Origin of the sequence: Bacillus cereus group sp. MYBK227-1, from assembly GCF_051916325.1 — a bacterium.
Lineage (GTDB): Bacteria > Bacillota > Bacilli > Bacillales > Bacillaceae_G > Bacillus_A > Bacillus_A cereus.
This window is the reverse complement of sequence record NZ_JBQAGK010000001.1, coordinates 1,030,014-1,055,982: the sequence shown is the minus strand read 5'-3', so window position 1 is coordinate 1,055,982 and position 25,969 is coordinate 1,030,014. Positions and strand designations below refer to the sequence as shown.

Here is a 25,969-nt window from a genome sequence, read left to right as displayed (position 1 = left end):
TTGCTTCCTCCACTCTATAAGATGCTTAGCTATACAAAAAAGAGAGTTACCTTTTACTTAACTCTCTCCAATCAAAATGCTAAATGAAAAAATGAAAGATTTCAATCTAATTACTTCTTTTTTTGCATTTGCTTTGCTAACATTTCTTTCACTTGATTATACGTTAATCCTGAATTTTTATTTAAACGCTTTACTTCCTCAACATCAGTACCTACCACTGTATATTTTTTCTCATCATTCATTTTTCTAATTCCCTTCTCACCGTATTATTTCTTATATTTCTTCCCTAAATGCGCATAAATTAACACCACTACAAAAAAGGAAGCTGCTTTTAAGCACAGCTTCCTTCTCGTTACATATTGTATTTCTTAATAAAATTTCACTACATCTTCAGTAGGCAAGAACGTTCTTTCTGCTGGTTGTTCGTTTGGTTCACCAAATGGCATTTGACCTACTAAGCTCCACTCTGCCGGAATGTTCCAAGTTTCTTTCACTTCAGCATCTACGATTGGGTTGTAATGTTGTAATGACGCCCCAATTCCTTCAGCAGATAATAGCATCCACACAGTATGTTGTAACATCGCATTTCCTTGATGAGACCAGAATGGGAACTGATCTTTGTATAATGGGGCATTTTCTTGCATTTTTTCTACAGTTGCTTGATCTTCAAAGAATAGAACTGTTCCTACACCTGCATGGAAGCCTTTTAGTCTTTCTACAGTCGCTTCAAAGTTTTCTGCTGGTACGCGTGCTCTTAGTGTTTCTTTAACGATATCCCAAAACTTTTCATGCTCTCCATCCATTAATACAACCATACGACCACTTTGCATATTGAAAGATGTTGGTGCGTGTAAAGCTGTTTTTAACACTTCTTCAATTCTTTCTTTCGTAATTGCATCGTTTTTTGTTACTTTACGAATTGAACGGCGGTTCACGATTGCTTCTTTTAAGTTTGTTGTAGTTGCTGACATTTTAATTCCTCCAAATGTTTGTTTTATAATTTATTTTGTTATTTCATAACAAGCGAATTAGCAATATCCATCGGTATTACATTGCATACCTTCAAATGAATTTGTTTTATCCTTTTCAATTTCTTTATCAATGACCCTTTCTAGTGTTTCTTTACTAGCAAGCCCTTGAATGACTTCATCTCCAATCATGACAGTTGGAACAGCCATAATATTCGCTTCATCATATGCGTGTTGAATTGCTTCTTGATGCTTTTCTTTATATTTACGAGTTACTAAAGCATCTTTAAATTCCGCCTCAGGAAGTCCTACTTCTACCGCTAATTTTGTTAACACATCAATATCTTCAATGTTTTGCTCTTCTTGGAAAAATGCTGTGAATACGCGGTGATGATACTCATTACCTAGTCCACGTTCTTTCGCAAATTGACATCCTTCGAAAGCTAAATGTGTATATGGATGTGGTGAAACACGTGGCAAGCGCATATCAATTCCAAACTTCTTCGCTGTCGGAAGAATGAAAGCATCCCATGAACCTAATTTTTCTGGTTCATTCCATGGATCTATTTTTGAATATGGACTTGGACGTAATTCAAATGGCATCCATTCAATCTCTACATCTTTCTCTTTCGCTACCTCATCTAATGGACCTTTTGCTAAAAAACAAAACGGACATATAAAATCTGAGTATACTTTCATTTTTACAGTCATAACTTTTACACCTTACCTTATCGTTGTAATCAAATCAGTTACATTAATGATAAAAAAATATAAATATTATTTAAGCATTCATTTTTTCTTGCAAAGTTTCAAACAACTGCCCCATCGTAATATTTCTCAAAACTTCTTCCATCGCGGATTGTGCTTGAATTAAAATAATTTCTAACACCGCTTGAATATTCGCCCCAATTGGACAATCTGGATTCGGTTGCTCGTGAATATGAAATAGCTTGTCTTCTTCGACTACGTTCACTGCATGATACACATCTAACAATGTGATTTCATGTAAATCCTTTAGTAATCCCGCGCCACCCGGTCCACGATTTACGTAAACAAAGCCAGCTTGTTTCAAGTACGACATGATTTTACGAATGACTACTGGATTTGTATTGACACTCTCAGCCATATAGTCTGAAGTACAAAGTGAAGATGGATTGTTTTTCAAAATAGATAAAATATGAACAGCTATGGAAAAGCGGCTACTAATTTTCATCGTAATCACCACCTCGATGTAATCATTATAGTTACAACTAAAAAATAAGTCAATCCTTTTCATAGATTTTTTATAAGCAAATTAAAAAGTGCCCCATTATGATATATGAGACACCCCTTTTTATTCTGCAAATAGCGCTTGAAATTCTTCAATAAATAGCTGTACAGCGATTGAAGAATCCTTTAATGAAGGAACAGCTAAAGCAATTTCTCTCCATACTTGCGGCTCCAATTCTCTCGTTTGCACATTCTGTGGTAAATTCGTTAAAGATAATTCAGCTAATATTGCAATGCCTAATCCTTCTTGAATCATATTTAAAGCTGTAGTAACGGTAGAAATTACATACTCAGCCCGAAGTGGTACGTTGGCTTGTTTAAACATATCAATGATGGGTGGTTCGTATCCGCCCTTACATAATATGATCGGTTCATTCTCCAAATCACGAATTGTAATAGAGTCCTTCTTACAAAGAGGATGATCCTCTCTTAAGATAGCAACCATTTTTCCCTTCGTTAACGGGACAATCTCCATCTCTTTATTAGGCAAAATAACAATTCCTATATCAACAACCCTCGATATTAACCAATCTTCAACTTCTTTAATTGTTCCTTCACAAAGAACGACCTCTAAGCTCGGATACTTCTCCTTAAAATGGTTTATCATTTTCGGTAAGAAATGTGCAGAAGCACTCGGAAAACTCCCAATTCGAATCGTCCCCACTTCGTGTCCTTTCTCCATCGCAACTTCTTGTTCAATCTTCTCTACACCGTTCAAAATCTCTCTAATATGTACAAGAATTCTGTTTCCTACATCCGTAACGAGTAATCCTTGTCGTTTATCACGTATAAGAATCGTAACTCCTAACTCTGACTCAATACTTGAAATTGCATGACTTACAGCTGGCTGCGTCATATTTAACACCCTGGCAGCCTTCGTAAAACTACCTAACTCAATAGTTTTTATTAATACTTGCAGTTGTGTAATAGTCATAACTAATCACTTATACTCCTTATAAAAAAGATTCATTTTATTTATTACATTCGATATCATATCATAGTGAAATGAATAACAACAAGGAGGTCTTACCGTGACACAGCTTTCTCGAACTAAGACGGCCATAATCCTTACCTTTCTCGTTTTCATGTGGGGAATCAATTGGCCTTTATCTAAGTTTGCCCTGCATTATACACCACCCGTTTTATTTGCAGGCGTTCGAACTTTAATTGGAGGATTCATTTTACTCCTTTTCGCTCTACCCAAATATAAAGAATTACATTTAAAAGAAACGTGGCATTTATACGTTATTTCTTCTTTACTTAACATCATTATATTTTACGGGTTACAAACTGTTGGTCTTCAATATATGCCTGCTGGGTTATTTTCCGCCATTGTATTTCTACAACCAGTTTTACTCGGTATTTTCTCGTGGATATGGCTTGAAGAATCAATGTACGGCTTGAAAATTTTCGGGCTTGTTCTCGGATTTATTGGTGTAGGTGTTATTAGCTCAAGCAGTTTAACAGGACATATTTCTGTTATTGGAATCCTTCTCGCGTTAGGATGCGCTATTGGCTGGGCACTTGGCACAGTATTCATTAAGAAGACTGGTCACCGTGTGAATGCCATTTGGATGGTAACAATTCAGCTTCTTATCGGTGGTCTTTGTTTAATCGGATTTGGCTCAGAATTTGAAAGTTGGTCTAGTATTGCTTGGAGTATGCCATTTGTTAGTGTACTACTCTTTATTTCATTCTTTGTTATTGCAATGGGGTGGCTTGCATACTTCACACTCGTTGGAGCTGGTGAAGCGAGTAAAGTAGGGGCTTATACATTCCTTATTCCCCTTATCGCTATTATTGTAAGTTCAATCTTCTTACATGAAGCCATTACAATGAGCTTATTTATTGGCCTATTATTTATTGTTGTGAGCATTTGTTTTGTAAATATAAAGCCGAAAACACTTGCTGTAAGGCAGCAGGTTGAAGTGAAATAAATATGAGAAAGAGCCTACTATTTGTAGGCTCTTTTTTATATCTTATTTTTTACGACGCACTACAAAAACACACGCACCTACCGAAGATACAATTGCCAAAATAGATAAAACAATTGCTATCAACTGCATATTACTAGTACCTTCATTCTTTTCTACATTAGATACTTCACCATGTTCTCCTGTTAATGACGTACCTTTTGCAATTGTAGTAAGTGAATGCGGTTTTTCAGCTTTCTCATCGCCTGTCCATTCAACAATTTCTCCGTCTTTATATTGTTGATATGCATCCCAAGCTATTTTTTGTTCTTTATCCGGATTTTTAGCGACGAAAGTAAATCGCTGGAACTGACCGGGTAAAATCCCTTCTCCTATTGCTTCCCATACTACAGTTTTCACTTTTCCGGCATTATCTTTCTGCTCTTCCATTTTCCACCCTGGCACTGGTTCATACTGTTGGAATTCCACACCAGACGGTATTTTCAGTGTAACTTTTGTTGTTGCTATATTCTTTTCAACTGGTACTTTTATCGTGTAAGTCTCCCAAGAACCGATGTCAGAAGTTGCTGGCTTCACAGTAACGTGCGCACTAACAGGTAACGAAAACATTCCCATTGTAATTGCTGTTGCGATCATTGTTGTTCCTAATTTTTTTATACGTTCCATTTTCAATTAGCTCCTTTTTATCTATACCTACTCTTTATCCCGCTATTCGCCGGGTAGCCCAATTGATGAGGGCTGCTTAAAGTTTCACTTTATCTGCCACCTACAATAAATTTATAATCCGTATCGAAGCTATCAAGCGATTGCGTTAATCCATGTACTTGTATATTCCAGTTTCCTGTCATGTTAATATACATCCCTTCTGCTTCATATTCTCCCGGTGAAACTGCCGAAACTTTAAATGATCCTTTTCCCATATTCATATCTAACGATTGAGTCGTTAATATAATTTGTTCCATATCAGTAACGGGTTGTCCGTTCTCATCCTTTAAAGTAATATGGAATATATTTTGTCCTACTCTATTAGGACTTACATTTAGCGTCATTTCATATCCATTATCTAATTGTTTACTCTCTGTAAAAGGTCCAGTAGGAGGCATCGGTGGTGTTTGTACGTTTGTCATAAAAGCTACGATGACGAAAATGATAATTCCAATGATAAACTCTACTTTCACCGTAGCACCTAATCCTTGCTCCGCTCTCATTTTCCCTTTCACATAATGAATAATTCCCAATATCCCCATGAAAACGAATAAAAGTATCTTTGCTAGTAAAGCTAATCCATACTTCGTATCAAATAACGAGTGGATTGTTGGAATAAAAAATGTACTGTTAAAAAGACCTGTTATTAAAATCACAATGACAGCGCATGTTGCCCACGGTGAAAAACGCTTAATCATATCCCAATACATATTCCATTTGTTATCCTCTTTACGTAACAGAAGAATAATAGACGATAAACCACCAATCCATAATGAAGCTGCGAATAAATGTAAAAAATCCATAACAACAGCAATATCTTTAAACTTTAAACCATATGCGTGACTATTAAATGCTTTCATAACAAGTATTCCAATAAACAGCACTATTGGAATACTCCATACTTTAAAAGACGATAGCTTCTCACGCCTCATCGCAAAATACGTAACGATTATAAGCGAACTAATGAGAACCATTTGAGTAATCCAAACATAACTAAAAACAGAAAGCTGTAACGTTTCTTTTAATAGTAAAGGATTGAATGCTTCTAGCCATGAAACATCAGCATTTATTTTCGCTTGCAGTGGTAGATTGAATAACAAGCTAGTAAATATCCCTAATAAGGAAATCCATATTATGTTCTTACTCCTTGATCGAACCGAGGTTGCATTCCCTTTATACATAATAAGATTAAAGAATAGCACTCCTATAAATAGTGAGAAACTTGTATATAAAATTCCACGTTCCATGATCATATCAATTTGCGGAACATATCCCATCTCTTCTACTTGTATATCATCTGCTCCAGCTTCCGCTAATCCAATACGGAATGGAATAACTCCTTGAATGGGATGTCCATCAGCTGAAATAGCTTTCCACTGAATAGAGTAGAGACCATTTTTAAGATTCTCTTTCAATCCAGCTTCTAATAGCTTTTTATTTTTTTTATCAATATGAGCATCTTTTAAATCGACCCTTTTACCTGATGTATCTCTCACGTACAATGTATTAAAACTTGAGATTTGTATGTCCTCATCGAACTCGATTTTCACAACAGACGGTGCTTTCTTCAATGTTTCATTTTCCGTAGGGTTTGATTTCACAACATACGCATGAGCAGATGCACTTTTCGGTATCAATATGATAAGCACACATGCAAGTAATAACAATGTCCCTAACCTTTTCATTACTTTCACACTCATTTCACTTCTTTCTTCCTCATCGCTATATTTTCATTATTTTTACTTCCCGAGTTTGATTCTTGGGCAAAATATTAACCTGATTAAATATAAACTTCTAGAAAGTATAACTCTTTATTTCTCTTCCACCTCTAAACTTCCAATATAATAGTAACTATTATGATAGATACAACTTACATTTTTAAAGCCGATTGTTATTATATCATAAAATATATTTATGTAAGTTATCAAAGAAGAAAAGTTATCGTGAATCATTTGTGAAGAAAATGTGAAATACATAAATAAAAAGGTATTACGTTATTACGTAACACCTTTAAAAAAGTATCCCTCTTCTATTTCTCTTCCGGATAATCACAATACTCGATAATCGTTCCTTCAGTATCCGCTGGGTTAAGATAAATTAACCTTCTACCGTGCTTATTAATGCGTAGTGTATGCTCTAATGTCCGAATACCTTGTTCTTTTAACTCTTCTAGAGCCACATCTAAATCATCGACACGATACGCAACGTGATGTACACCTTTACCTTTTTGTTTTATAAATCGGGCAATTGGTGAAGTGGTGTTATTTGTCGGTGCAAGTAATTCAATTCTATCTCCATCCACTTCAAGAATGGCTACTTCGCTTTCCACACCTGTTGCCTCACTTACGTAACGATCTATTAATTCTCCTGATAGAACCTGTTCATAAAAACGTATCGTACTATCTATATCACGAACTGCGATTCCGATATGATCAATTGTTTTTTTCATTTTATTTCCCCTACTACTTTATTTTTTCTCATTATTAATAGTAACAAAAAAAGCTATAGAAACAAGTTCTATAACTTTTTTTATTTAACCTATTTTCTTATCCGCTCTAGTTGCTGGTTGAACTTGGTTTTTCACTTTTAAAATGCTAAGTCCATATCCGATAAATCCACCGATAATCGCTGGGAAGATCCAGCCTAATCCTACTTCCTGCATCGGAAGGAATTTAGTGAACACTTGGCTTACTACTTCAATGTTAACTCCAGCTGCACTTAATCCATCGAATAAGCTGATGATAAATGTTACGATTAAGCTCACTTGATAAACTTCAGCTCTTCCTTTGAATAATGAATGGAAGAATGTTAAGAAAATCAATACGATTGCTAGTGGATAAATTGCTGTTAATACTGGAACAGAAACTGCGATTAACTGTGTTAATCCTACATTTGCAACAATTGCACTAAATACACATAGCGTGATTGCAATTGCTTTGTAAGGAACATTTGGGAATAACTTATGGAAGAATGAAGAACATGCTGATACAAGTCCCACACTAGTTGTTAAACAAGCTACTGTAATCATTAATCCTAATAATACTCCGCCATATGATCCGAAATAGTAGTTAGAAACTTTCGCTAATACTTCTCCGCCGTTCTCTAAATGTCCAAGCTTTGCAACACTTGAAGCACCCATATAAGAAAGTGCTGTATAGATAATTGCTAAAATAGATGCTGCAATAATTGTCGCTTTTGCACAAACGACCATAATTTGTGTTTTCGTTTTCGCACCTTTTTCTTTAATAGCATTGATAATGATAATCCCGAATACGAATGATGCAAGCGTATCCATCGTTAAGTATCCTTCTTGGAATCCTTTAAAGAATGCATGTGATGTATAAGCTTCCACTGGTGCTTGCATATCTCCAATCGGATGTATAAAAGCAACGATTACTAAAATACCGATGAAAGTCAACTTAATTGGTGTTAAGATTTTTCCAACAATATCGACAATTTTCGCGGGATTTAGCGAAAAAAAACAAGTGATACTAAAGAATATAATTGTGAAAAGAATTAAAGGTGTAGAACCTACTCCTTCTGGCATAAACGGTTTAAGACCAATTTCATAAGAAACATTTCCTGTTCTCGGTATTGCAAATAACGGACCAATCGCTAAGTATAAAACTGTTGTAAACACAATCCCAAACACTGGGTGAGCACGACTAGCTAACGACTGCAAATCATCTTTACCTGAAAAACCAAATGCTAGCACACCTAGTAATGGTAATCCAACACCAGTTACTAAAAATCCAGCGTTAGCAATCCATACATTCTCTCCTGCTGATTGACCAAGCATCGCTGGGAAAATTAAATTTCCCGCTCCAAAAAATAGTGCAAATAACATTAATCCAATAACTACTATGAACGAAAACGGTACTTTATTCGCCATAATATAACCCCCATTCAAGTTTCCTTATCTCATTTTCCAATTTTAACTAATTGAATTTTCTGAATATTTAATTTAAGTATCAACTATTCTTGAACTCATTATAGTTTGCTATATAATATTTTGCAATACTATTTTCGAACTTTTCTTTTATTTTATAAATATACATTTTTTAACATGAAAAATAGACTAAAAAACCAACATGGTCATCCATGTTGGTTTTTCCATTTACTATCATGAATTAAAATTTTGCTGCTACTTTTTTAACGTTTTCTAGACCTTCTTCAACAATTTGTTGTGAACGATCTGGATATTGATTGTGTCCTTCAATTACAACTGTCTCTGGATTTGTAATTCCCCAGAATCCAAGTACCGTTGTTACGTAATTAACTGCCATTTCCATAGGAGCCATTTGCTCTGAAGAGTAATCTGAACCACGAGCACCTAACACAACTACTTTTTTACCACCAACTAAACCTTCTGGGCCATTTGCTGTATATTTAAACGTTTTTCCAGCTTGAGATAAGTATGAAATATATGTGATTAATGGCGCTGGTACTGTAAAGTTCCATAATGGGAATGCAAATACAACCTTATCAGCTTCTAAAAACTGATTTAAATATTGATCTACTGTAGCAACTGCCTTCTCTTCTTCAGCAGTTAACTCCATGCCTTGGCTACGTTTATATCCACCTGAAATCGCGATATTTCCGTAATAAGGAAGATCTAATGCAAATAAATCTAATTCCGTAATTTCTGTATTTGGATTTGCTTCTTTATAAGTACTTACAAATGTTTCATACATTTTTGAACTAACTGCTTGCTCCGCTGGACGATCGTTTGCTTTTACAAATAATACTTTTGACATTTTTTTATTCCCCTCTACATTCGTATTTTCTTCTTTTTTACCAAATAATGAGCTAAATAGTCCCATTTTCTTCACCTAATCTTTCTTTTCATATTCATTATTCATCATCATAAAAATTCTTATTCTAAGAAAAAGTTCCAATAGATACCTTAAGTTACGCTATCACAACTTTTTGTTATTTAATTACCTTATGTAAGTGATTGTAATATAGTCACTTACTTTAGTCAAGTAACTTTTAATAAAAAATAAAATCTCAATTTAAAAATATTAACTAAAATACAATTGAACACCAAATACATCTTTATTACTTGTATAATAAACTTTGAGAGGAAAATTCATATATAGAAAGGATTTATTCATGAGCACTATAGAAAAGATTCAAACTTTTATTATTCTTTTTGCTGTTACATGCGGCATCGTACTCGGACAATTTAATATGATACATACGTATTCAGACAAATTTATTGTCCCCTTCTTATTTTTCATGCTATATGGATTATTCCTCAGCATTCCATTAAAAGAAATAAAAAACGGATTTCGCAATTTAAAATTTGCTGGAACAAGTCTTACTATTAACTTCTTATGGACACCTTTACTCGCTTGGGGGTTAGGAGCACTATTTCTTTCCGATCATCCAGCACTTTGGGTTGGATTTATAATGTTAATGGTTACTCCATGTACAGATTGGTACTTAATCTTTACTGAAATAGCGAAAGGTAATGTAGCACTTTCTACTGCAATTTTACCTGTAAATTTAATTTTGCAAGTACTGCTCCTTCCCATTTATTTATTTTTATTTGCTGGTGTCATGAAAACTGTAGCGATTTCTGTTTTAGTAGAAAGTATTGTTATCGTAATCGTCTTACCATTTATACTTGCACACGCTACAAAGTTCATTATGAATAAAATGAAAAAAGCTGAAACTCTCGAGAATAAACTCATTCCGTTTTTCAGCTCTGCTCAAATTGTATTTTTAAGTTTAGCAATAGTAGCGATGTTTGCATCACAAGGTAAATATTTACTGCAAAATATGAATGTCGTTTTATTATTACTCGTTCCTGTTCTATTGTTCTTCATCATTAATTTCTTACTAGGACAATTTATCGGGCGCATGATGCATTTATCTTACAAAGATACAGTAAGTCTAAGCTTAACAACGTTAGCAAGAAACTCACCTGTTGCACTCGCTATCGCTGTAACAGCTTTTCCAGACGAGCCTCTTATCGCACTTGCACTCGTTATTGGACCGTTGATTGAGTTACCGGTACTAGCTTTTGTTTCACAAGTTTTGTTGCTTATTAAGAAAAAACGGCAATACGCATAATAAAAGCCGTCCCATTTTGGGACGGTTTTTATTATGGAAAGATTACATACAACACTTGCTTCTTATTTATCAATACAAATGAAATTACCGAAACTACAAACGTAATAATACCAATTGTAATAAAGTGAAACTTTAATCATTGGGGGTTTTGTTCATCCCCCAATGATTATTAGCCCTCACCACTCCCGCATTAACAGATCCTTTCTAATTAAAAATGATAGGAAACGTAAATATAACGAAAGCTGCCCAAAGTCCGTATATTGGCAAATACTTCGTAACGGCATCTTGGATAGCTTTTAGTCCTGATTTATTTTGCAAGAAACGCATATAGGCAAACATAATCCAAATGAGATTTGCCCAAATCAGTATGTTTACTCCTAAAACAGCAAGTCTATTAGGTGTAATCCCGTAAGAAGAAAGTCTGAATACTATGGCTGACAATGCGACAGTGTCAATAATAAGCGCCAGAACAATTAAGGAAAAATTTATATAATCTGAAATGTTCTTTTTCTCGTCCGAGTCACTCTCAACGATAGAAAATATAGTAACAGCCAATACGCCAAGCAGTATTCCGTTGAAGGCCATTAGGAAATTGCGATCCAAGAATGGATTTTTCCCGACCCAAATTACCGTTATAAGATAGATAAGCAAGGTAATCAGGACGAGAGGACTAAAAATTTTAGATATGTATGGTGTAATATTTTTAGCAAGCTTAAGATTCATTGATACTAAGTATGCAGTCACAATAGCGAGAGCCGCTGCTCCAAATAAAACAACATTACTAAAATAGAATTCTCCTATATCTAAGTCAACAAAGCTAAATAAACGCATGGTGAATACCGCAAGTATCATTCCGCTCACTGCCATGCTCCCGTAGAGAAGACAATATTCTAAATTAAATTTAATATAGGCTAATCTTGTACTGCCTTTTGAATATTCATTTCCTGTAAATGCAAGCCCTACTAAGACCCATAAAAATATAGGAAGATGTAAATACGCAAGTATGGTACTGTCTTTATAATTTACTGGCAGCGTATTAAGATAATACCCGGAAATTAGGAACAACGCTGCAAGGGAATAAATAATACTTTTTTTCGGAGTATTATTGTAAACAAAATAAGCAGCAATAAAGGGAATTACACCAAAAGCCAAGTTAATTGGAGCAATTGCTTCCTGCTCAACAAAGTGGAAAATGATCCTGGTGCTTATGCCGGCCAGAATAGCTAAAAGGCCCATGAATAAGAAACCTTTTTGAAACAAAGATGTTTTTTCTTTATTTACTTTCTCCTTGAAATGCAACCTTTCATACCAAGCACCTAGAACTTGAGAATCAGGGTTTTGGTCCCATGCTTGTGAGAATGCTTTTTTAAAAGCTTTCGGATCTTTTCTATACATCTTCTCCAACTCATGGGGGTTATCCATATTTTTAACAATCAAATTGTTAATGTTCATAGTTATACCTCCTCTAATTTTAAAAATAAGGTTGTTACCTTTTAACAAAAGCACCTCACTCATTTATTATGATTTTGATTTTAATACAAGTTTTATCGTTTTACAATAAAAAATTATTATTTAAAGGATTTTTTTTATCGTTAAATTTTATATAAAAGAAAAACAAAAGAGCATGACAGTTTTATGTCATGCTCTTTTAACAAATTAATTCTCAAATACAAAATTAATCTTATTATCTTTCCACTCTAATTTCGCATCAAACGTTTTCTCGCCCTTTTTAAAGCCTTTAATTAAATCAGTCTTTTCACCTTTTAAGAGCTTTGTCATATTCTTTTGCGAAATTGTTTTACTTAATATCTTCTTTGAAATGGTGAAATCACATTGCGTTGTATTATAGTTAGAACAACCGTAAAACGTTGACTTATCAATTACATCGCCATCACATTTTTTACAGCTACCAACCTTTTTACCCGTTGTAAATTTCGATCCTTTTCGTTCAATCGATTCAACATGTAGTCCAGTGAAATCCCACTTCTCAGACATTTCCACTGCATCTTCAATAATTTTAGCTGATAGCTTTTTCGTCTGTTCCATAAATGTAGCTGGTGAAGCTGTACCTTCACCAATTTCCGCAAGACGTTGTTCCCATTTCGCAGTCATTTCTGGTGAAGCTAGTATTTTATCACCAATTGCGGTAATTAATACTTTTCCTTTATCGGTCGCATACACTTGGTTTTTCTTTACATCTATATACTTACGGTCTTTCAGCATCGTAATAATACCTGCGCGAGTCGCTTCCGTACCTAAACCTTCTGTTTTCTTTAATACTTTCTCCAGCTCTTCATTCTCTAAATACTTACCAGCTGTTTTCATTAACGTAATAAGTTGTCCTTCTGTATAGCGCTTCGGTGGCTGTGTTTTTCCTTCTTTCACTTTCACCTTTACAACTTTTCCTTCTTCGCCTTCAGCTACAATTGGAAGAATGGTTTCGTCATCTTTATCGTCTTGGAAAATAACTTTACGCCAACCTTCTTGAATTTGCTGTTTTCCTTTTGAAATGAATTCAGCACGTTCATCTACAAGCGTTACAATCGTTGTATAGTCAAAGATTGCAACTTCATAATGAGCTGCAATAAGCCTTCTTACGATCATATCGTATATTTTCTTTTCATCACCTGATAGTCTGCTTGGGTTTGTAACTTGCTCTGTCGGAATAATTGCGTAGTGATCTGTTACTTTCTTTTCATTTACATAACGCTTGTTATTCATAATGGATTCAACCGGAGCCGGTAATAAGCCTTTATATTCATCAAACTGACTTAACTTCTGTAAAATATCAGGGAACGTCGCTGCTTCTCCTTGTGTAACATAGTTAGAATCTGAACGTGGATAAGAAACAATCCCTTTTTGATAGAGTGCTTGCGTTATATCAAGCGTCTTTTTCGGTGAAAACTTAAAGGCTTTATTTGCCGTTGCTTGCAGTGATGATAAGTTAAATAAAAGTGGCGGCTGAAACTCTTTACGCTCCGTTTTCATTTCCTTCACAACAGCCGGTTTCCCTTGGCAAAATGCCGCAATTTTATTCGCCATATCAGGGTCTTTTAAGCGGGATTCATTATCCTTTTCCCATTTTCCGTCATATTTCTTTCCTTCTATATTAAAGGTTGCAAACACTTCCCAGAAAGGCTCTGACTTAAAGTTTTCAATTTCTTTCTCTCGCTTTACAATCAATGCTAACGTTGGTGTCTGGACACGACCAGCAGAAAATACATCATTCATTCCTTTTTTCTTTAGCAAAATACTAAAGACACGTGATGCATTCATACCAACAACCCAGTCAGCACAAGATCTTGTGTATGCTTCGTAATACGTATTAATTGTATCTGATTCATCAAGTAGATTTTTAAACCCTTGGTAAATAGCTTGCTTCGTTAAAGACGAAATCCATAGACGCTTCATCGGCTTTTGCACGTTACAAAGATTAATAATATTTCGTACGATCAGTTCCCCTTCACGCCCAGCATCGCCTGCGTGAATAATTTCTGTTACCTGTGGATTATGTAACAGCTGTTTCACAACGTTAAACTGTTTATACTTTGACTTTGTTACTTCAAATTGAAAACGCTCTGGAATCATCGGTAACGTATTAAGTGACCATTTTTTCCACTCTGCGTGATAATGCTCTGGATTACATAACTGCGTCAAATGACCAATTGCCCATGTACAGTACGCTCCATTTGGAAATAACTCATTCGCTTCTACCTCTAAATATCCATCTTTCCGGCGATATTTAAACTGTGAAACAAGAGCCAACCCTTGATCTGGTTTCTCGGCAATAATTAATTTCATTTTATAACTCCCTATCTGTATTCCAGTGTTACTTTCATTGTCTATATGTTTAGAAGCGATGATAAAACAACAATCTTATTTATCATTCGCGGTTTGTCTCGCAAATGTGAGACCTATAATATTATACGCTTATTCTTTATGGCTTCACAATAGAAACTCATAATATAACAATTTCTTTCACATGCTTATAATTAAAAAAGACGCCCTAAAAAATCAAACGTCTCTTTGCCTACATCTATGAAATTGTGCAGATAATATGCAGATATTAATAAGCATAAGTACCCTCCATATAAACATATGATGAAATGAACGATAGGACAAGGAGGTATCATAATGTTTGCTTATACGTTAACTACCTTAACACTTTGCTGTACTTCGATTCTTATTACATCCTATATTTCCAAACGTAAGGGTACCCTAATGGAGTATATGGTATTTATTATGTCTTTTAGTATGAGTATCGGTTTAAGTATTGGTTTTTACTTAGGCATTCTCTTTAAGGAGGAATTACTATATTCTACTTTGCTTGCTATTTCAATTAGTGGTTTTATCGGCTTTTTAATCGGTCTACGTTTTCACCTATATACCGCTTTAGAAGGAATGTTCTCTGGATTAATGGCAAGTATGATGGGAGCAATGATTACAGAAATGTTAAACGCTCAACAAGCTCATAGTATATTGTTCATTAGCCTTTTACTTACTATAACGATTACTATGTCCTGTGTGATTCAATTATTATCGGAGAACTTTTCTACTTTTATCCAACAGCGTTTTTTGTCATTACTTTCAATTAGTGTAGTAATTATCGTTGCCGTATTCGCGACATTCCCAGATCATACTCCCTCACCTACATCCGGGCATGATCAACACATACATTAGTACTTGCAACAAAAATGAATAAGCAGCTATCCATAGGATAACTGCTTAATATTACTCTGGCTTATTAGGAATGTTTCGGTTTGGAACATAATCCGATTTGTAATCTGTATATTTTACTTCTGTTACCATCCCAGCTGAAGCATGGTGTAAATCATGACAGTGGAACATCCAATCGCCCGGATTATCTGCTACAAAGGCTACTTCATATTCTTCTCCCGGTTTTAAGTTCAATGTATCTTTCACAATTGGAGAACCTTCTATCGGTTTTCCACCTTTACTCAATAACTGGAAGAAGTGACCATGTAAATGCATTGGATGATCGTCCATTTTAGAACCATTTACTAATTTTACTTTTACTAAATCACCCTTTTTTACTTGAATTGGGTCAATATCTGGAAATACCTTTCCGTTAATTGTATATACCATTTCATTTCCATTCATTTGCGTATTTAAGTCCATATTATATGTGGCAGTATACTCTTGATTTAACGTGAAACTACCTAATTTTTTAGCACCATATTTCGTCATATCTAATTTCGATAATTTTTCTTTTTCGTCTGTTTTATCTTTCATCTCTTTGCTGCCATCATACTCAATAACAGCTTTCATTCCTTTTGCACCTTTATTTTTCGAATGGTCTTCAACATACCATTTCCCCGAATTGTTAGCAGTAAATTCAATATCATAACGTTCACCCGGTGCGATTGAAATTACTTTATCCTTTATAACTTTTGGATCGTTTATTGGTTGACCATCTGTCGCAATTACTTTTATATCATGGCCATGAACATGTATATCATGTGATAGATAACCAGCATTGACGAGTCTAAGACGAACGTTATCTCCCTTATTCACTTTTAATGGCGCTACTAAATCACCGCTTTTTCCATTGATTGTGAATAAATCGTACATACTCATATCATGACCTTCCATCTTCATATTTCCATGGTCCATTCCTTCCATATTACTAGAGTCTTTTTTATCACTGCCCATGTTCATATCAGAATGAGCCATGCCGTTCTTATCATCATTCTTTTCCCCATTTTCATTACCTTTAGATTTATTACCTATTTGCCCTTTTGTCATTTCTTTTAACTGCTTATTCATTTCTTCTTTATCTGTAACCCATTCATCCAACATTAATGTGTAATCTTTATCATATTTTTCCTTTGTATCTTCTACAATGAGCGCTCCATACAAACCTCTATCTAATTGATTTACAGAATCTTGATGCGAGTGATACCAGTACGTTCCTGGTACGTTCGCTTCAAATTCGTAAGTGAAACTTTTTCCTGGTTCAACTGCATCTTGTGTCACGCCTGGAATTCCATCCATGTTATTTGGGACAGGATATCCATGCCAATGAATAGATACTGGTGCAGATAATTCATTTTTTAATGTCACTTTCACCTTTTCACCTTTTTTCACCCGAATTTCTGAACCAGGAGATGAGCCATTAAATGTCCAGACTGGAACAATAACACCGTTACTTAATTTTTGCTTTTCTTCTTTCGCTATTAAAGTAACTTCTGGTCCTTTTTCAACTTTCAATGGTGTTGTAGCTGTTTCAGTCTGTAGTGTTTTTTTATCATTCATATTTTTATGATCATTTGTTATATTTGTCGTCACAGAACAGGCAGCAATTAAAAATATTACAGAGACTGTAACGGCTGTTAATACAAATCGCTTCATGGAAAATCCCTCCTTTTTCTTTTTCAAAATCATTATAGAAGTTGATTTTCAAGAAAATAAGGAGATGTAATTAGATCTTACGTAAGCTAATTGGAAGATTACTAAAAGCGGAGACATTACAAGAGGCGAATATTTTAGAAATACAAAATATTTTCCTTGTAGCGACTATACTAGCCGTTCTCGTATTTGTTTTGACGTTATTTCTTAAGAAACAATAACACTGCTATTATTAAATAAGAAAAATGTAGCTAAAATGCTCTTCACAAAAGAACTTACATTTTTGTATAATAAGAACTAATGTTCCTTACAAGAAGACAATAGACTCAAATTACACAAATATATCAAATAGAAGAGGATTGATATACGATGAAAATTGATAGACCAAAAATTTCACCAGAGTTATCTTCAAAGAATTTTCAAGATATTTTTTATGAAGAAGTTCCAACATTGGAAGTGTGTGAAATTATAGACTCCACTTTCGAAAATGAATCTGTAGATAGAGTGCGATTATATGATGCGGTGATAAAAAACTGTAAGTTTACTAATACAGACTTTAGCAATATTGATATTACAGATGTTTGTTTTGAAAACTGTGATTTATCAAATGTTAATTTAAGCAATTCTTCTGTTCACAGAGTCGAATTTAAAAACAGTAAATTAATCGGAGTAAATTTCACAGAATCTAGCTTAGGAAATGTTAAATTTGAGAATTCAATTTTGAATTTAGCGGCATTTGGAAATTCCAAACTAGAAAAAATCATCTTCAATGAAACTTCATTAAATAATGCAGATTTTTTTGACTGTAAACTTAAAAAAGTTGAATTCCAATTATGTAGTCTTGATGAAGCTAATTTTGATCAGACATCACTGAAGGGGATAGATATTAGTTCTTCTACCTTTGATACACTTACAGTTTCAGTGAACGATTTAAGAGGATGTAAAGTATCAACATATCAAGCTGTTCAGTTTGCTACTTTATTAGGATTAATAATTAAAGATTAGTATTTCGAAGAAAAGAACCCTATCCCGAATCATGGATTTTTTAATTGTCCACGGTTCGAGATAAAGTTCAAATAAATTAGTGATGACTCTTTTATTATTTAACTACAGCTTGGTTTCCTTTTACATGTTCATTATTTACACTCATAAATTCTTCAATTTCTTCAACTTCCCTAATGATATCTTTTGACAAGTTTTCATACCCGTCTTTCGTTACAAGAATGTCATCTTCAATACGAATTCCAATTGATTCTCCTTCAATATAAAGACCAGGTTCAATTGTTATAACCATACCTTCTTCTAACACTCTATCTTTATATGTTCCTACATCATGTGTATCTAAACCAAGGAAATGGCTGACACCATGATAATAGTATTTTGATAACTCTTCATCTTCTTGAATTAAACCAATTGCTTTACACTCTTCTGCCAGTACCTTTTTTGTATGCTCATTTAATGCAGCGAACTTTAATCCTGGCTTAATAAGCGCTGTTGTTTCTTTTAATGCTTTTAATACAATATTATAAATTTGTTTTTGACGACTAGAGAATGTTCCATTTGCCGGGAATGTATAACTAATATCAGCGTTATAGTAGTCTTTTTGAGCACCTAAATCTAGTAATACTAAGTCACCATTTTGAATTTGTGCATCATTATCTTCATAATGAAGAACTGTAGCATTTTTCCCACTCGCCAAAATTGTATTGAACGCATGGTGCTTAATGCCAGATGATTTCAGTGTAAAATCAAATTGAGCTTCTAATTCATACTCCATCATGCCTGCTTTTGCATTTTTTAACACATTGTAAATACCATCTTTCGTTACAGCAATCGCTTCTTTAATAATTTCAATTTCTTCCTCTGTTTTAAATACTCGTAATTCACAAATGTTCGGATATACATTACCAATTGTTACGTGTGGGTATTTTTCTCTTACATGTTTAGCAAATGCTAATGTTTTTGTCTCCGTACCATTCCAATCACGACGTTCTATATCTAAATATAGATGCTTCGCATTTTCTGTAAAAAGTATATTTGACATTGTCTTTTCAAAGCTATCTAAATATACAACTTTCTTTATACCTGAAATTCCCTCTGCTTCTTCGCTAGAAACTGTCTTCCCAACCCATTTTTCCATTACTGGATCTGATTTTTCAATGAAAAGTGTCTCTTCTACACTATTCCCAAACTTTTTCAGCATAAAAATAACATTTGGTTCATCGATTCCCGTTAAGTAGTAAAAATTACGATTCGGTACAAATTTATAATGTGCATCAGCTGACATATGCGGTGCTTGTCCCGCAAATAAAATCGTAACGGATTCATCAGGTAATGTTTTCGTTAGTCTTTCTCTATTTTGAGCAAAAAATGTTGATTTCATAATACTCCCCCTAGTGTTCTATGTATGCTTGTAAAGCTAATTGTCCTCTGTTATTCATTTTATTATTGTTATAATTTTTCGTCAATTTTTAACCTTTTAGATGGTGTTGACATAATAAAAATTAAGCGTTAAAATAACTATATATTAGTAAGTAACTAATATAATTAAATCTAACTAGAGGTGAATCAAATGAAAAACATTTTATTCCGTATTAACGAATTGTCAAAAAAAGAAAAAGCAACTGGATTAACAGTTGATGAAAAACAAGAACAACAAATGTTACGTCAAAACTATACAGAAACATTTCGTGGAAGCCTAGATTCCATTTTATTAAACACAAAAATTGTTGATCAAAATGGTCTTAACGTTACACCTGCTGCATTACAAGATGCTCAAATACGTTTAAAATTAAGCAAATGAGTTCCGAGCTAAAGAATTCTAATAAAACATAAAAAGAGCTGGATTTCCTATATAGAAATTCCAGCTCTTTTTATTGTCTTTTTTAATTTAGTAAACGAGCGATACATCGCAATTCTCCACGACACAATCATCGCAAATGCAAGTAAGAAAAACATTCCGCTTAACTCTGCCAAATCAATTGATTGGCTTAAATATGACTTTAATGCCACGCGTACAGCTAATAAGCCTACTAAAATAAATATGAATGCTTTTGACGGTTTCATAAATATATGTTCGCCTTTTATTTCGAACTTAGTTGTTTTAATAAGAAAAATAGAGAAAATAAGCCCTATACTAATTGCCTCGACTATTTCTAACGATGTTAATCGAAACTCTGGTAAAAAGTACATCATTGCGCCTGTACTCATAAAAATTGGCGGCAATATAATTTTCTTTTTCGTTACCGGCTTTTTCGCTGCTTTAAAACGTAGAAACATTACCCCAACAGCCATACAAACTGCTACGACACTTGATAAAAGTGCTATCATACTTTCCACTCCTATCTATTTAAATGACTTTTTTAACAAAATCATAAACCAATAAGTAACTACATGCCACATTATAGAATTTCTTCATTATATTCCTCCTGCTGTAAACTTTCCATATTCGCTGCAATCATTTTACGCAAAGTTTATGAACGGAATATGAACAAAAAAGCCATTCTGCAATTAATAATTGCAAAATGGCTTTTTAACTTATTTTAAATCGTCAATTGTGAAAGCACCTGGAAGTAATTGCTCAACAGTCACTTCTTTTTCATCACCTTTTACATTCGTTAGTAATACAGGCATTTTCGGATCACAGAATTCAGCAATTACTTGTCTACACGCACCACATGGTGAAATCGGTCCATCAGTTTCTCCTGTAATAACTAAGTAACTAAAATCGCGCTCCCCTTCTGATACCGCTTTAAATATTGCTGTTCTTTCTGCACAGTTACATAAACCGTAAGAAGCATTTTCTATATTACAACCAGTATAGACTTTCCCTTCTTTCGTAACTAACGCTGCGCCAACAGGAAATTTAGAATACGGAATATACGCTTTCGATAACATCTTGTTTGCTTCTTCAATATATTTTTTCTTATCCATATTATTTCCCCCTCAAAGTAAATGAAATGATCATTAGTCAGTAATAACTGTATGAACTAATTTAGGAGCCACTGCTGTTTCAGCGATAGAGATGTTCTCATAAATTTTTGCTTTTACATCTTCTACATTTTCACGATTTGCGTAGATTGTTACGAACGGCTCACCTTCTTTTACTGCATCGCCAACTTTTTTACGTAACATTAATCCTACTGCTAAATCGATTTCATCTTCCTTCGTTGCACGACCTGCACCAAGTAACATAGCTGCAATACCAATCTCATCTGCAACAATGTTAGAAATAACACCTGAAGTTTTTGCAGGTACATCAATTACATACTTCGCTTGTGGCATTTTTTCTGGATTGTCTACAATTGAGCTATCTCCGCCTTGATTGCTTAAGAACTCTTTAAATTTCGCAGTTGCTTTTCCGTTTTTCATCACTTCAATTAGCATTTCACGAGCTTCTTCTAACGTATTTGCTTTTTTCGCAAGTACGACCATTTGACTTCCTAATACAAGTACTAATTCTGTTAAATCTTCTGGACCTTCACCTTTTAACGTATCAATCGCTTCTTTCACTTCTAGAGCATTACCAATCGCAAATCCAAGAGGTTGTGACATATCTGAAATAACTGCCATTGTTTGACGTCCTACGTTATTTCCGATACGTACCATTGCATGTGCTAATTCTTTTGCATCTTCTTCTGTTTTCATAAATGCACCAGCACCTGTTTTTACATCAAGTACGATTGCGTCAGCACCAGCTGCAATTTTTTTACTCATAATTGAACTTGCGATTAAAGGAATTGAGTTAACAGTTCCTGTTACGTCGCGTAATGCATAAATCTTTTTATCTGCAGGTGTTAAGTTTCCTGTTTGTCCAATAACAGCTACTTTGTCACGGTTTACAATATCAATGAATTGTTCTTTCGTAATTTCAACGTGGAATCCTTCTACCGCTTCTAATTTATCAATTGTTCCGCCTGTATGTCCTAAACCACGACCAGACATTTTTGCTACTGGTACATCTAAAGCAGCTACTAACGGTCCTAATACTAATGTTGTTGTATCACCAACACCGCCAGTTGAATGTTTGTCTACTTTAATTCCTTCAATTGCTGATAAGTCGATCGTTTCTCCAGACTCAACCATCGCCATCGTTAAATCTGCACGTTCGCGATCTGTCATATCTTTAAAGAAGATTGCCATTGCAAGCGCACTCACTTGATAATCAGGAATACTTCCGTCTGTATATCCATTAATAAAGAATTTGATTTCTTCAGTCGTTAATTCTTTGCCGTCACGTTTTTTTGCAATAATATCTACCATTCTCATTACAATCACCATTCCTTTTTATATTATATAAATCTATTAAAATAATAAGCCAACGATTGTTGCTGATAAGAAACTTACTAATGTTGCACCGAATAGTAATTTCAAACCAAATCTTGCGACTACATTCCCTTGCTTTTCATTTAAGCTCTTAACTGCCCCTGCAATAATCCCAATTGAAGAGAAGTTTGCAAATGAAACTAAGAATACAGAGATAATCGCTGTCGTTCTATCTGAGAAATTAAAGTTTCCTTGTGCTAAATCTGTCATAGCGACAAATTCATTTGATACTAATTTTGTTGCCATAATATTTCCAGCATTAACTGCTTCATGCCAAGGTACACCCATAATAAATGCAAATGGTGCAAATGCATAACCAAGAATTTCTTGGAATGAAATACCGATTACACCTTTAAATACTGCATTAATGAATGCGATAAGAGCAACGAAACCGACTAACATAGCTGCTACTGTAATCGCAACTTTAAATCCATCAATAATGTATTCCCCTAATACTTCAAAGAAGGTCTTCTTCTCTTCTTCTTGTACTTCTAACATATCTTCTTCCTCAGTAACTTCATATGGGTTAATGATAGAAGCAATGATGAAACCACCGAATAAGTTAAGCACTAAAGCGGTTACAACATATTGTGGTTTTAATAACACCATATATGATCCAACGATAGACATAGAAACTGTAGACATTGCTGATGCACATAATGTATACATTCTTTTCTCTGGCAATAACCCTAGTTGTTTCTTAACTGAAATAAATACTTCAGATTGTCCTAAAATCGCAGATGCAACAGCGTTATATGATTCTAGTTTCCCCATTCCATTTACTTTACTTAATGCTAGACCGATAGATTTCACAATAATAGGTAATACTTTAATATGTTGCAAAATACCTATTAAGGCTGATATAAATACGATTGGCATTAATACACTTAAAAAGAACGAAAACTCTTTTTGATTTACTAATCCACCAAATACGAAATTCACACCGTCAGCGGCATATTTTAATAACTCTCCAAAACCATCTGCTATTCCGCTAATTAATATATTCCCTACACTTGTATTTAATAATAGAAACCCCAAAATGAATTGTAATATAACCATCGTTATGATTGGACGATATTTGACTTTCTTTCTATCATTACTAGCAAGCCAAGCGATACCTAAAATCAATACGAGGCCAAAAACACCGATTAAGTATTTCATAAGCCGTTTCCTCCCATTCGTATCCGCTTACATTTTTTTCAATTATTAAAGCAATAGATATACTTTAAACGTATATCTATTGCTTTAAGCTTTTATCGATTAGTAGTTATCTGTAGCACCTTTTGCATCATTTAATACGATTGCAACACTAGCACTTGCTCCAACGCGAGAAGCTCCAGCAGCTACCATTTTGTCTGCATCTTCACGTGTACGAACACCGCCAGATGCTTTTACACCAACGTTTGGTCCTACTGTTTTACGCATTAATGCGATATCTTCAGCAGTTGCTCCGCCAGTTGAGAATCCAGTTGAAGTTTTTACGAAATCAGCACCAGCTTTTACTGATAATTCACAAGCACGTACTTTCTCTTCATCTGTTAATAGGCAAGTTTCAATGATTACTTTTACAAGAGCTTTTCCTTTTGCTGCTTGTACTACTTCATAAATGTCTTTTTCAACAAGTTCGTTGTCGCCATCTTTCAAAGCGCCTACGTTGATTACCATATCAACTTCAGTTGCACCTTTTGCAATAGCATCTTTTGTTTCAAATGCTTTTGTTTCAGTAGTGCTTGCTCCTAATGGGAAACCGATTACAGTACAAACGTCTACATCATGTCCAGCTAGTTCATCAGCCGCTAATTTTACCCATGTTGGGTTAATACAAACAGAAGCGAATTTATATTCCTTTGCTTCTTCGATTACTTTCATAACATCTTCTTTAGTAGTATTAGCTTTTAAAATTGTATGGTCAATTAACTTTGCAATGTTCATTATCTTCACTCCTCATATCTTTTAACAACTTCATTCTAACTCTTAGTTGAACAAATGTAAATACACTTTTGAAATTTTGTTCATTCTTTTTTAAAAGGAATTTTCTTGTAGTAAATAAAGCGCATTCTAACAAAGAACACTTCCTATATAATCAAATTTTCTATGTTAACAATGGTAGTATGTATCTCCATATCCATAATTATTTTTAAAAAGGCAAATTGTGTTCAAAAAAGACTCCTATCATTCATACATAACAAAATAAAAGGAGTTCTCAATATGTTAATTTTGAGAACTCCTTTTATTTCTAACCTTTTTGATAATGTAACAGTTCTTTTGCTGTATGCTGATCGATAATTAATACATTCGCATACCCGCCACGTAACGCACCATCAATTGCTTTTATTTTTCTATTACCACCTGCAACTAAAATAGAGCGTTTCTTTAATTTCAGTTCCTCTAACTCAATTCCAATGGTACGCTTATTGATTTCTTCGCTACTAATATTTCCGTCTCCATCAAAGAAACGTGAACAAATGTCACCGACCGATTGTTTTTTGAGTAAATTTGTTTCATCCTTATCGAAATAACCTAATCGGAATAATAACGCTTCGTCTCGCACTGTTCCTACAGTAAAAATTGCAATATTCGCTTGTTTTCCCATTTCGATAATGTGATGAATATGTCGATCCTGCTCCACTAATTCTTTTGTCACTGCATTATCAAATATAACTGGAAGAGGTAGATTTCTTGGCGTCGTTTGAAAAGCATCTGCAAATAAAGCTATCGTCTCATTCGCATATGTATTTACACTTGAATGACTAATACCACCTTTTAGCTGGACAACCTCTACCCCTTTTACATGTTGCGGTACGATTTTTCTAGCGATTTCATACATCGTCATTCCCCAGCTTACACCAACAATATCACCGTTTTTAACCGTCTTTTCCATATACTCAGCAGCATATTTACTTATATACTCTGTAATCGTTGCATATTCCGGTACTGGAGAAAACACAACATGTGCCTCTAACAAGTTGTACTTTTCTTTCAGTAAATTCCCAACGTTATCTAAATCCGCAAATGGATCGGCGATGCTAATTTGAACAAACCCTTTTTCTTTCGCGTACTTTAACAATCTAGAAATCGTCGGTCTTGAAATATTTAATTTGTTAGCAATTTCTTGCTGACTATAATCTGATTGATAATATAATCTTGCAACTTCAACGCTTAATTGTTGTTTATCTTTTTCCATAGTAACTCATTACAAATCCCTTCCTGTATTTCCCTTTCGTTACAAGCATTATACAGCTTTATGCAAAAAAATTCGACTACCGAATTTTATCTAACTGAACTTCTATTCCACTTATTATATACAATGAAACCTTA

25 protein-coding genes are annotated in these 25,969 nt (G+C 34.2%); 5 read left to right on the top strand and 20 right to left on the bottom strand.

What is annotated here, in order from left to right; translation table 11 throughout:
• Positions 1–110: 110 nt before the first annotated feature.
• The 5 genes from ACTFRM_RS05640 to ACTFRM_RS05620 form a co-directional block, all read right to left on the bottom strand.
• Entirely contained in the window at positions 111–242 is a 132-nt protein-coding gene (locus ACTFRM_RS05640; RefSeq protein ID WP_000997344.1) for a hypothetical protein, read from the bottom strand.
• 126 nt (positions 243–368) lie between these two features.
• A complete protein-coding gene (locus tag ACTFRM_RS05635) occupies positions 369–971 on the bottom strand; it encodes a nitroreductase family protein (protein ID WP_001277021.1) in 603 nt (200 codons plus the stop codon).
• 57 nt (positions 972–1,028) lie between these two features.
• Complete coding sequence (locus tag ACTFRM_RS05630) at positions 1,029–1,679, bottom strand: DsbA family oxidoreductase (protein WP_000216660.1); 651 nt, start codon at positions 1,677–1,679, stop codon at positions 1,029–1,031.
• 70 nt (positions 1,680–1,749) lie between these two features.
• A complete protein-coding gene (locus ACTFRM_RS05625; RefSeq protein ID WP_000704073.1) occupies positions 1,750–2,181 on the bottom strand; it encodes an Rrf2 family transcriptional regulator in 432 nt (143 codons plus the stop codon).
• 120 nt (positions 2,182–2,301) lie between these two features.
• Positions 2,302–3,171: a LysR family transcriptional regulator gene (locus ACTFRM_RS05620; protein WP_000156743.1), complete on the bottom strand. Its 870-nt coding sequence runs from the start codon at positions 3,169–3,171 to the stop codon at positions 2,302–2,304.
• A gap of 97 nt (positions 3,172–3,268) precedes the next feature.
• Here ACTFRM_RS05620 and ACTFRM_RS05615 point away from each other — a divergent pair, with 97 nt between their 5' ends.
• Complete coding sequence (locus tag ACTFRM_RS05615; RefSeq protein ID WP_000192812.1) at positions 3,269–4,174, top strand: DMT family transporter; 906 nt, start codon at positions 3,269–3,271, stop codon at positions 4,172–4,174.
• Positions 4,175–4,216: 42 nt separating this feature from the next.
• Here ACTFRM_RS05615 and ACTFRM_RS05610 read toward each other — a convergent pair whose 3' ends face one another.
• The 5 genes from ACTFRM_RS05610 to ACTFRM_RS05590 form a co-directional block, all read right to left on the bottom strand.
• Positions 4,217–4,837: a YcnI family copper-binding membrane protein gene (locus tag ACTFRM_RS05610; RefSeq protein ID WP_000439685.1), complete on the bottom strand. Its 621-nt coding sequence runs from the start codon at positions 4,835–4,837 to the stop codon at positions 4,217–4,219.
• An 89-nt stretch (positions 4,838–4,926) separates the two neighbouring features.
• A complete protein-coding gene (locus tag ACTFRM_RS05605; RefSeq protein ID WP_440043117.1) occupies positions 4,927–6,576 on the bottom strand; it encodes a copper resistance CopC/CopD family protein in 1,650 nt (549 codons plus the stop codon).
• Between the two features lie 329 nt (positions 6,577–6,905).
• Positions 6,906–7,325: a VOC family protein gene (locus ACTFRM_RS05600; RefSeq protein WP_000750856.1), complete on the bottom strand. Its 420-nt coding sequence runs from the start codon at positions 7,323–7,325 to the stop codon at positions 6,906–6,908.
• Positions 7,326–7,409: 84 nt separating this feature from the next.
• Positions 7,410–8,768, bottom strand: coding sequence for a branched-chain amino acid transport system II carrier protein (gene brnQ / locus ACTFRM_RS05595; RefSeq protein WP_001284786.1), 1,359 nt, complete (start codon positions 8,766–8,768; stop codon positions 7,410–7,412).
• A 238-nt stretch (positions 8,769–9,006) separates the two neighbouring features.
• Positions 9,007–9,699, bottom strand: coding sequence for an FMN-dependent NADH-azoreductase (locus tag ACTFRM_RS05590; protein ID WP_000522528.1), 693 nt, complete (start codon positions 9,697–9,699; stop codon positions 9,007–9,009).
• 292 nt (positions 9,700–9,991) lie between these two features.
• On the opposite strand from ACTFRM_RS05590, the gene ACTFRM_RS05585 reads away from it, so the two are divergent.
• Positions 9,992–10,957: an arsenic resistance protein gene (locus tag ACTFRM_RS05585; protein WP_071740406.1), complete on the top strand. Its 966-nt coding sequence runs from the start codon at positions 9,992–9,994 to the stop codon at positions 10,955–10,957.
• 204 nt (positions 10,958–11,161) lie between these two features.
• On the opposite strand, the gene ACTFRM_RS05580 is transcribed toward ACTFRM_RS05585, so the two are convergent.
• Both ACTFRM_RS05580 and topB read right to left on the bottom strand, forming a co-directional pair.
• Positions 11,162–12,409, bottom strand: a complete 1,248-nt coding sequence (locus tag ACTFRM_RS05580; RefSeq protein WP_001024721.1) for a DUF4153 domain-containing protein — start codon at positions 12,407–12,409, stop codon at positions 11,162–11,164.
• Between the two features lie 204 nt (positions 12,410–12,613).
• A complete protein-coding gene (gene topB, locus ACTFRM_RS05575; protein ID WP_000766771.1) occupies positions 12,614–14,758 on the bottom strand; it encodes a DNA topoisomerase III in 2,145 nt (714 codons plus the stop codon).
• A gap of 333 nt (positions 14,759–15,091) precedes the next feature.
• Between topB and ACTFRM_RS05570 the strand changes: the two genes are divergently transcribed.
• On the top strand, positions 15,092–15,637 hold the full coding sequence (locus ACTFRM_RS05570; protein ID WP_000458537.1) for a hypothetical protein: 546 nt from the start codon (positions 15,092–15,094) through the stop codon (positions 15,635–15,637).
• Positions 15,638–15,688: 51 nt separating this feature from the next.
• Here the strand turns inward: ACTFRM_RS05570 and ACTFRM_RS05565 are convergent, their stop codons facing one another.
• On the bottom strand, positions 15,689–17,329 hold the full coding sequence (locus tag ACTFRM_RS05565; RefSeq protein WP_173600612.1) for a multicopper oxidase family protein: 1,641 nt from the start codon (positions 17,327–17,329) through the stop codon (positions 15,689–15,691).
• A 366-nt stretch (positions 17,330–17,695) separates the two neighbouring features.
• Here ACTFRM_RS05565 and ACTFRM_RS05560 point away from each other — a divergent pair, with 366 nt between their 5' ends.
• Complete coding sequence (locus tag ACTFRM_RS05560) at positions 17,696–18,331, top strand: pentapeptide repeat-containing protein (protein WP_440043115.1); 636 nt, start codon at positions 17,696–17,698, stop codon at positions 18,329–18,331.
• A gap of 94 nt (positions 18,332–18,425) precedes the next feature.
• On the opposite strand, the gene ACTFRM_RS05555 is transcribed toward ACTFRM_RS05560, so the two are convergent.
• A complete protein-coding gene (locus ACTFRM_RS05555; RefSeq protein ID WP_000842981.1) occupies positions 18,426–19,709 on the bottom strand; it encodes an aminopeptidase P family protein in 1,284 nt (427 codons plus the stop codon).
• A 189-nt stretch (positions 19,710–19,898) separates the two neighbouring features.
• Here ACTFRM_RS05555 and ACTFRM_RS05550 point away from each other — a divergent pair, with 189 nt between their 5' ends.
• The gene (locus ACTFRM_RS05550; protein WP_000789782.1) at positions 19,899–20,129 is read left to right on the top strand and encodes a DUF896 domain-containing protein; all 231 of its coding nucleotides are present in this window, start codon (positions 19,899–19,901) and stop codon (positions 20,127–20,129) included.
• A gap of 47 nt (positions 20,130–20,176) precedes the next feature.
• Here the strand turns inward: ACTFRM_RS05550 and ACTFRM_RS05545 are convergent, their stop codons facing one another.
• The 6 genes from ACTFRM_RS05545 to ACTFRM_RS05520 all read right to left on the bottom strand — a co-directional run bounded on the left by ACTFRM_RS05545 (position 20,177) and on the right by ACTFRM_RS05520 (position 25,835).
• Positions 20,177–20,656, bottom strand: coding sequence for a CcdC family protein (locus ACTFRM_RS05545; RefSeq protein ID WP_000561075.1), 480 nt, complete (start codon positions 20,654–20,656; stop codon positions 20,177–20,179).
• A gap of 207 nt (positions 20,657–20,863) precedes the next feature.
• On the bottom strand, positions 20,864–21,259 hold the full coding sequence (locus ACTFRM_RS05540; protein ID WP_000358545.1) for a cytidine deaminase: 396 nt from the start codon (positions 21,257–21,259) through the stop codon (positions 20,864–20,866).
• A 33-nt stretch (positions 21,260–21,292) separates the two neighbouring features.
• A complete protein-coding gene (locus ACTFRM_RS05535) occupies positions 21,293–22,594 on the bottom strand; it encodes a pyrimidine-nucleoside phosphorylase (protein ID WP_002093946.1) in 1,302 nt (433 codons plus the stop codon).
• A gap of 36 nt (positions 22,595–22,630) precedes the next feature.
• Entirely contained in the window at positions 22,631–23,812 is a 1,182-nt protein-coding gene (locus ACTFRM_RS05530; RefSeq protein ID WP_000876188.1) for a NupC/NupG family nucleoside CNT transporter, read from the bottom strand.
• 99 nt (positions 23,813–23,911) lie between these two features.
• Positions 23,912–24,583 (bottom strand): deoxyribose-phosphate aldolase, encoded by a 672-nt coding sequence (deoC, locus tag ACTFRM_RS05525; protein WP_001017441.1) that lies wholly within the window; start codon positions 24,581–24,583, stop codon positions 23,912–23,914.
• 304 nt (positions 24,584–24,887) lie between these two features.
• On the bottom strand, positions 24,888–25,835 hold the full coding sequence (locus ACTFRM_RS05520) for a sugar-binding transcriptional regulator (RefSeq protein WP_000409781.1): 948 nt from the start codon (positions 25,833–25,835) through the stop codon (positions 24,888–24,890).
• Positions 25,836–25,969: the final 134 nt, after the last annotated feature.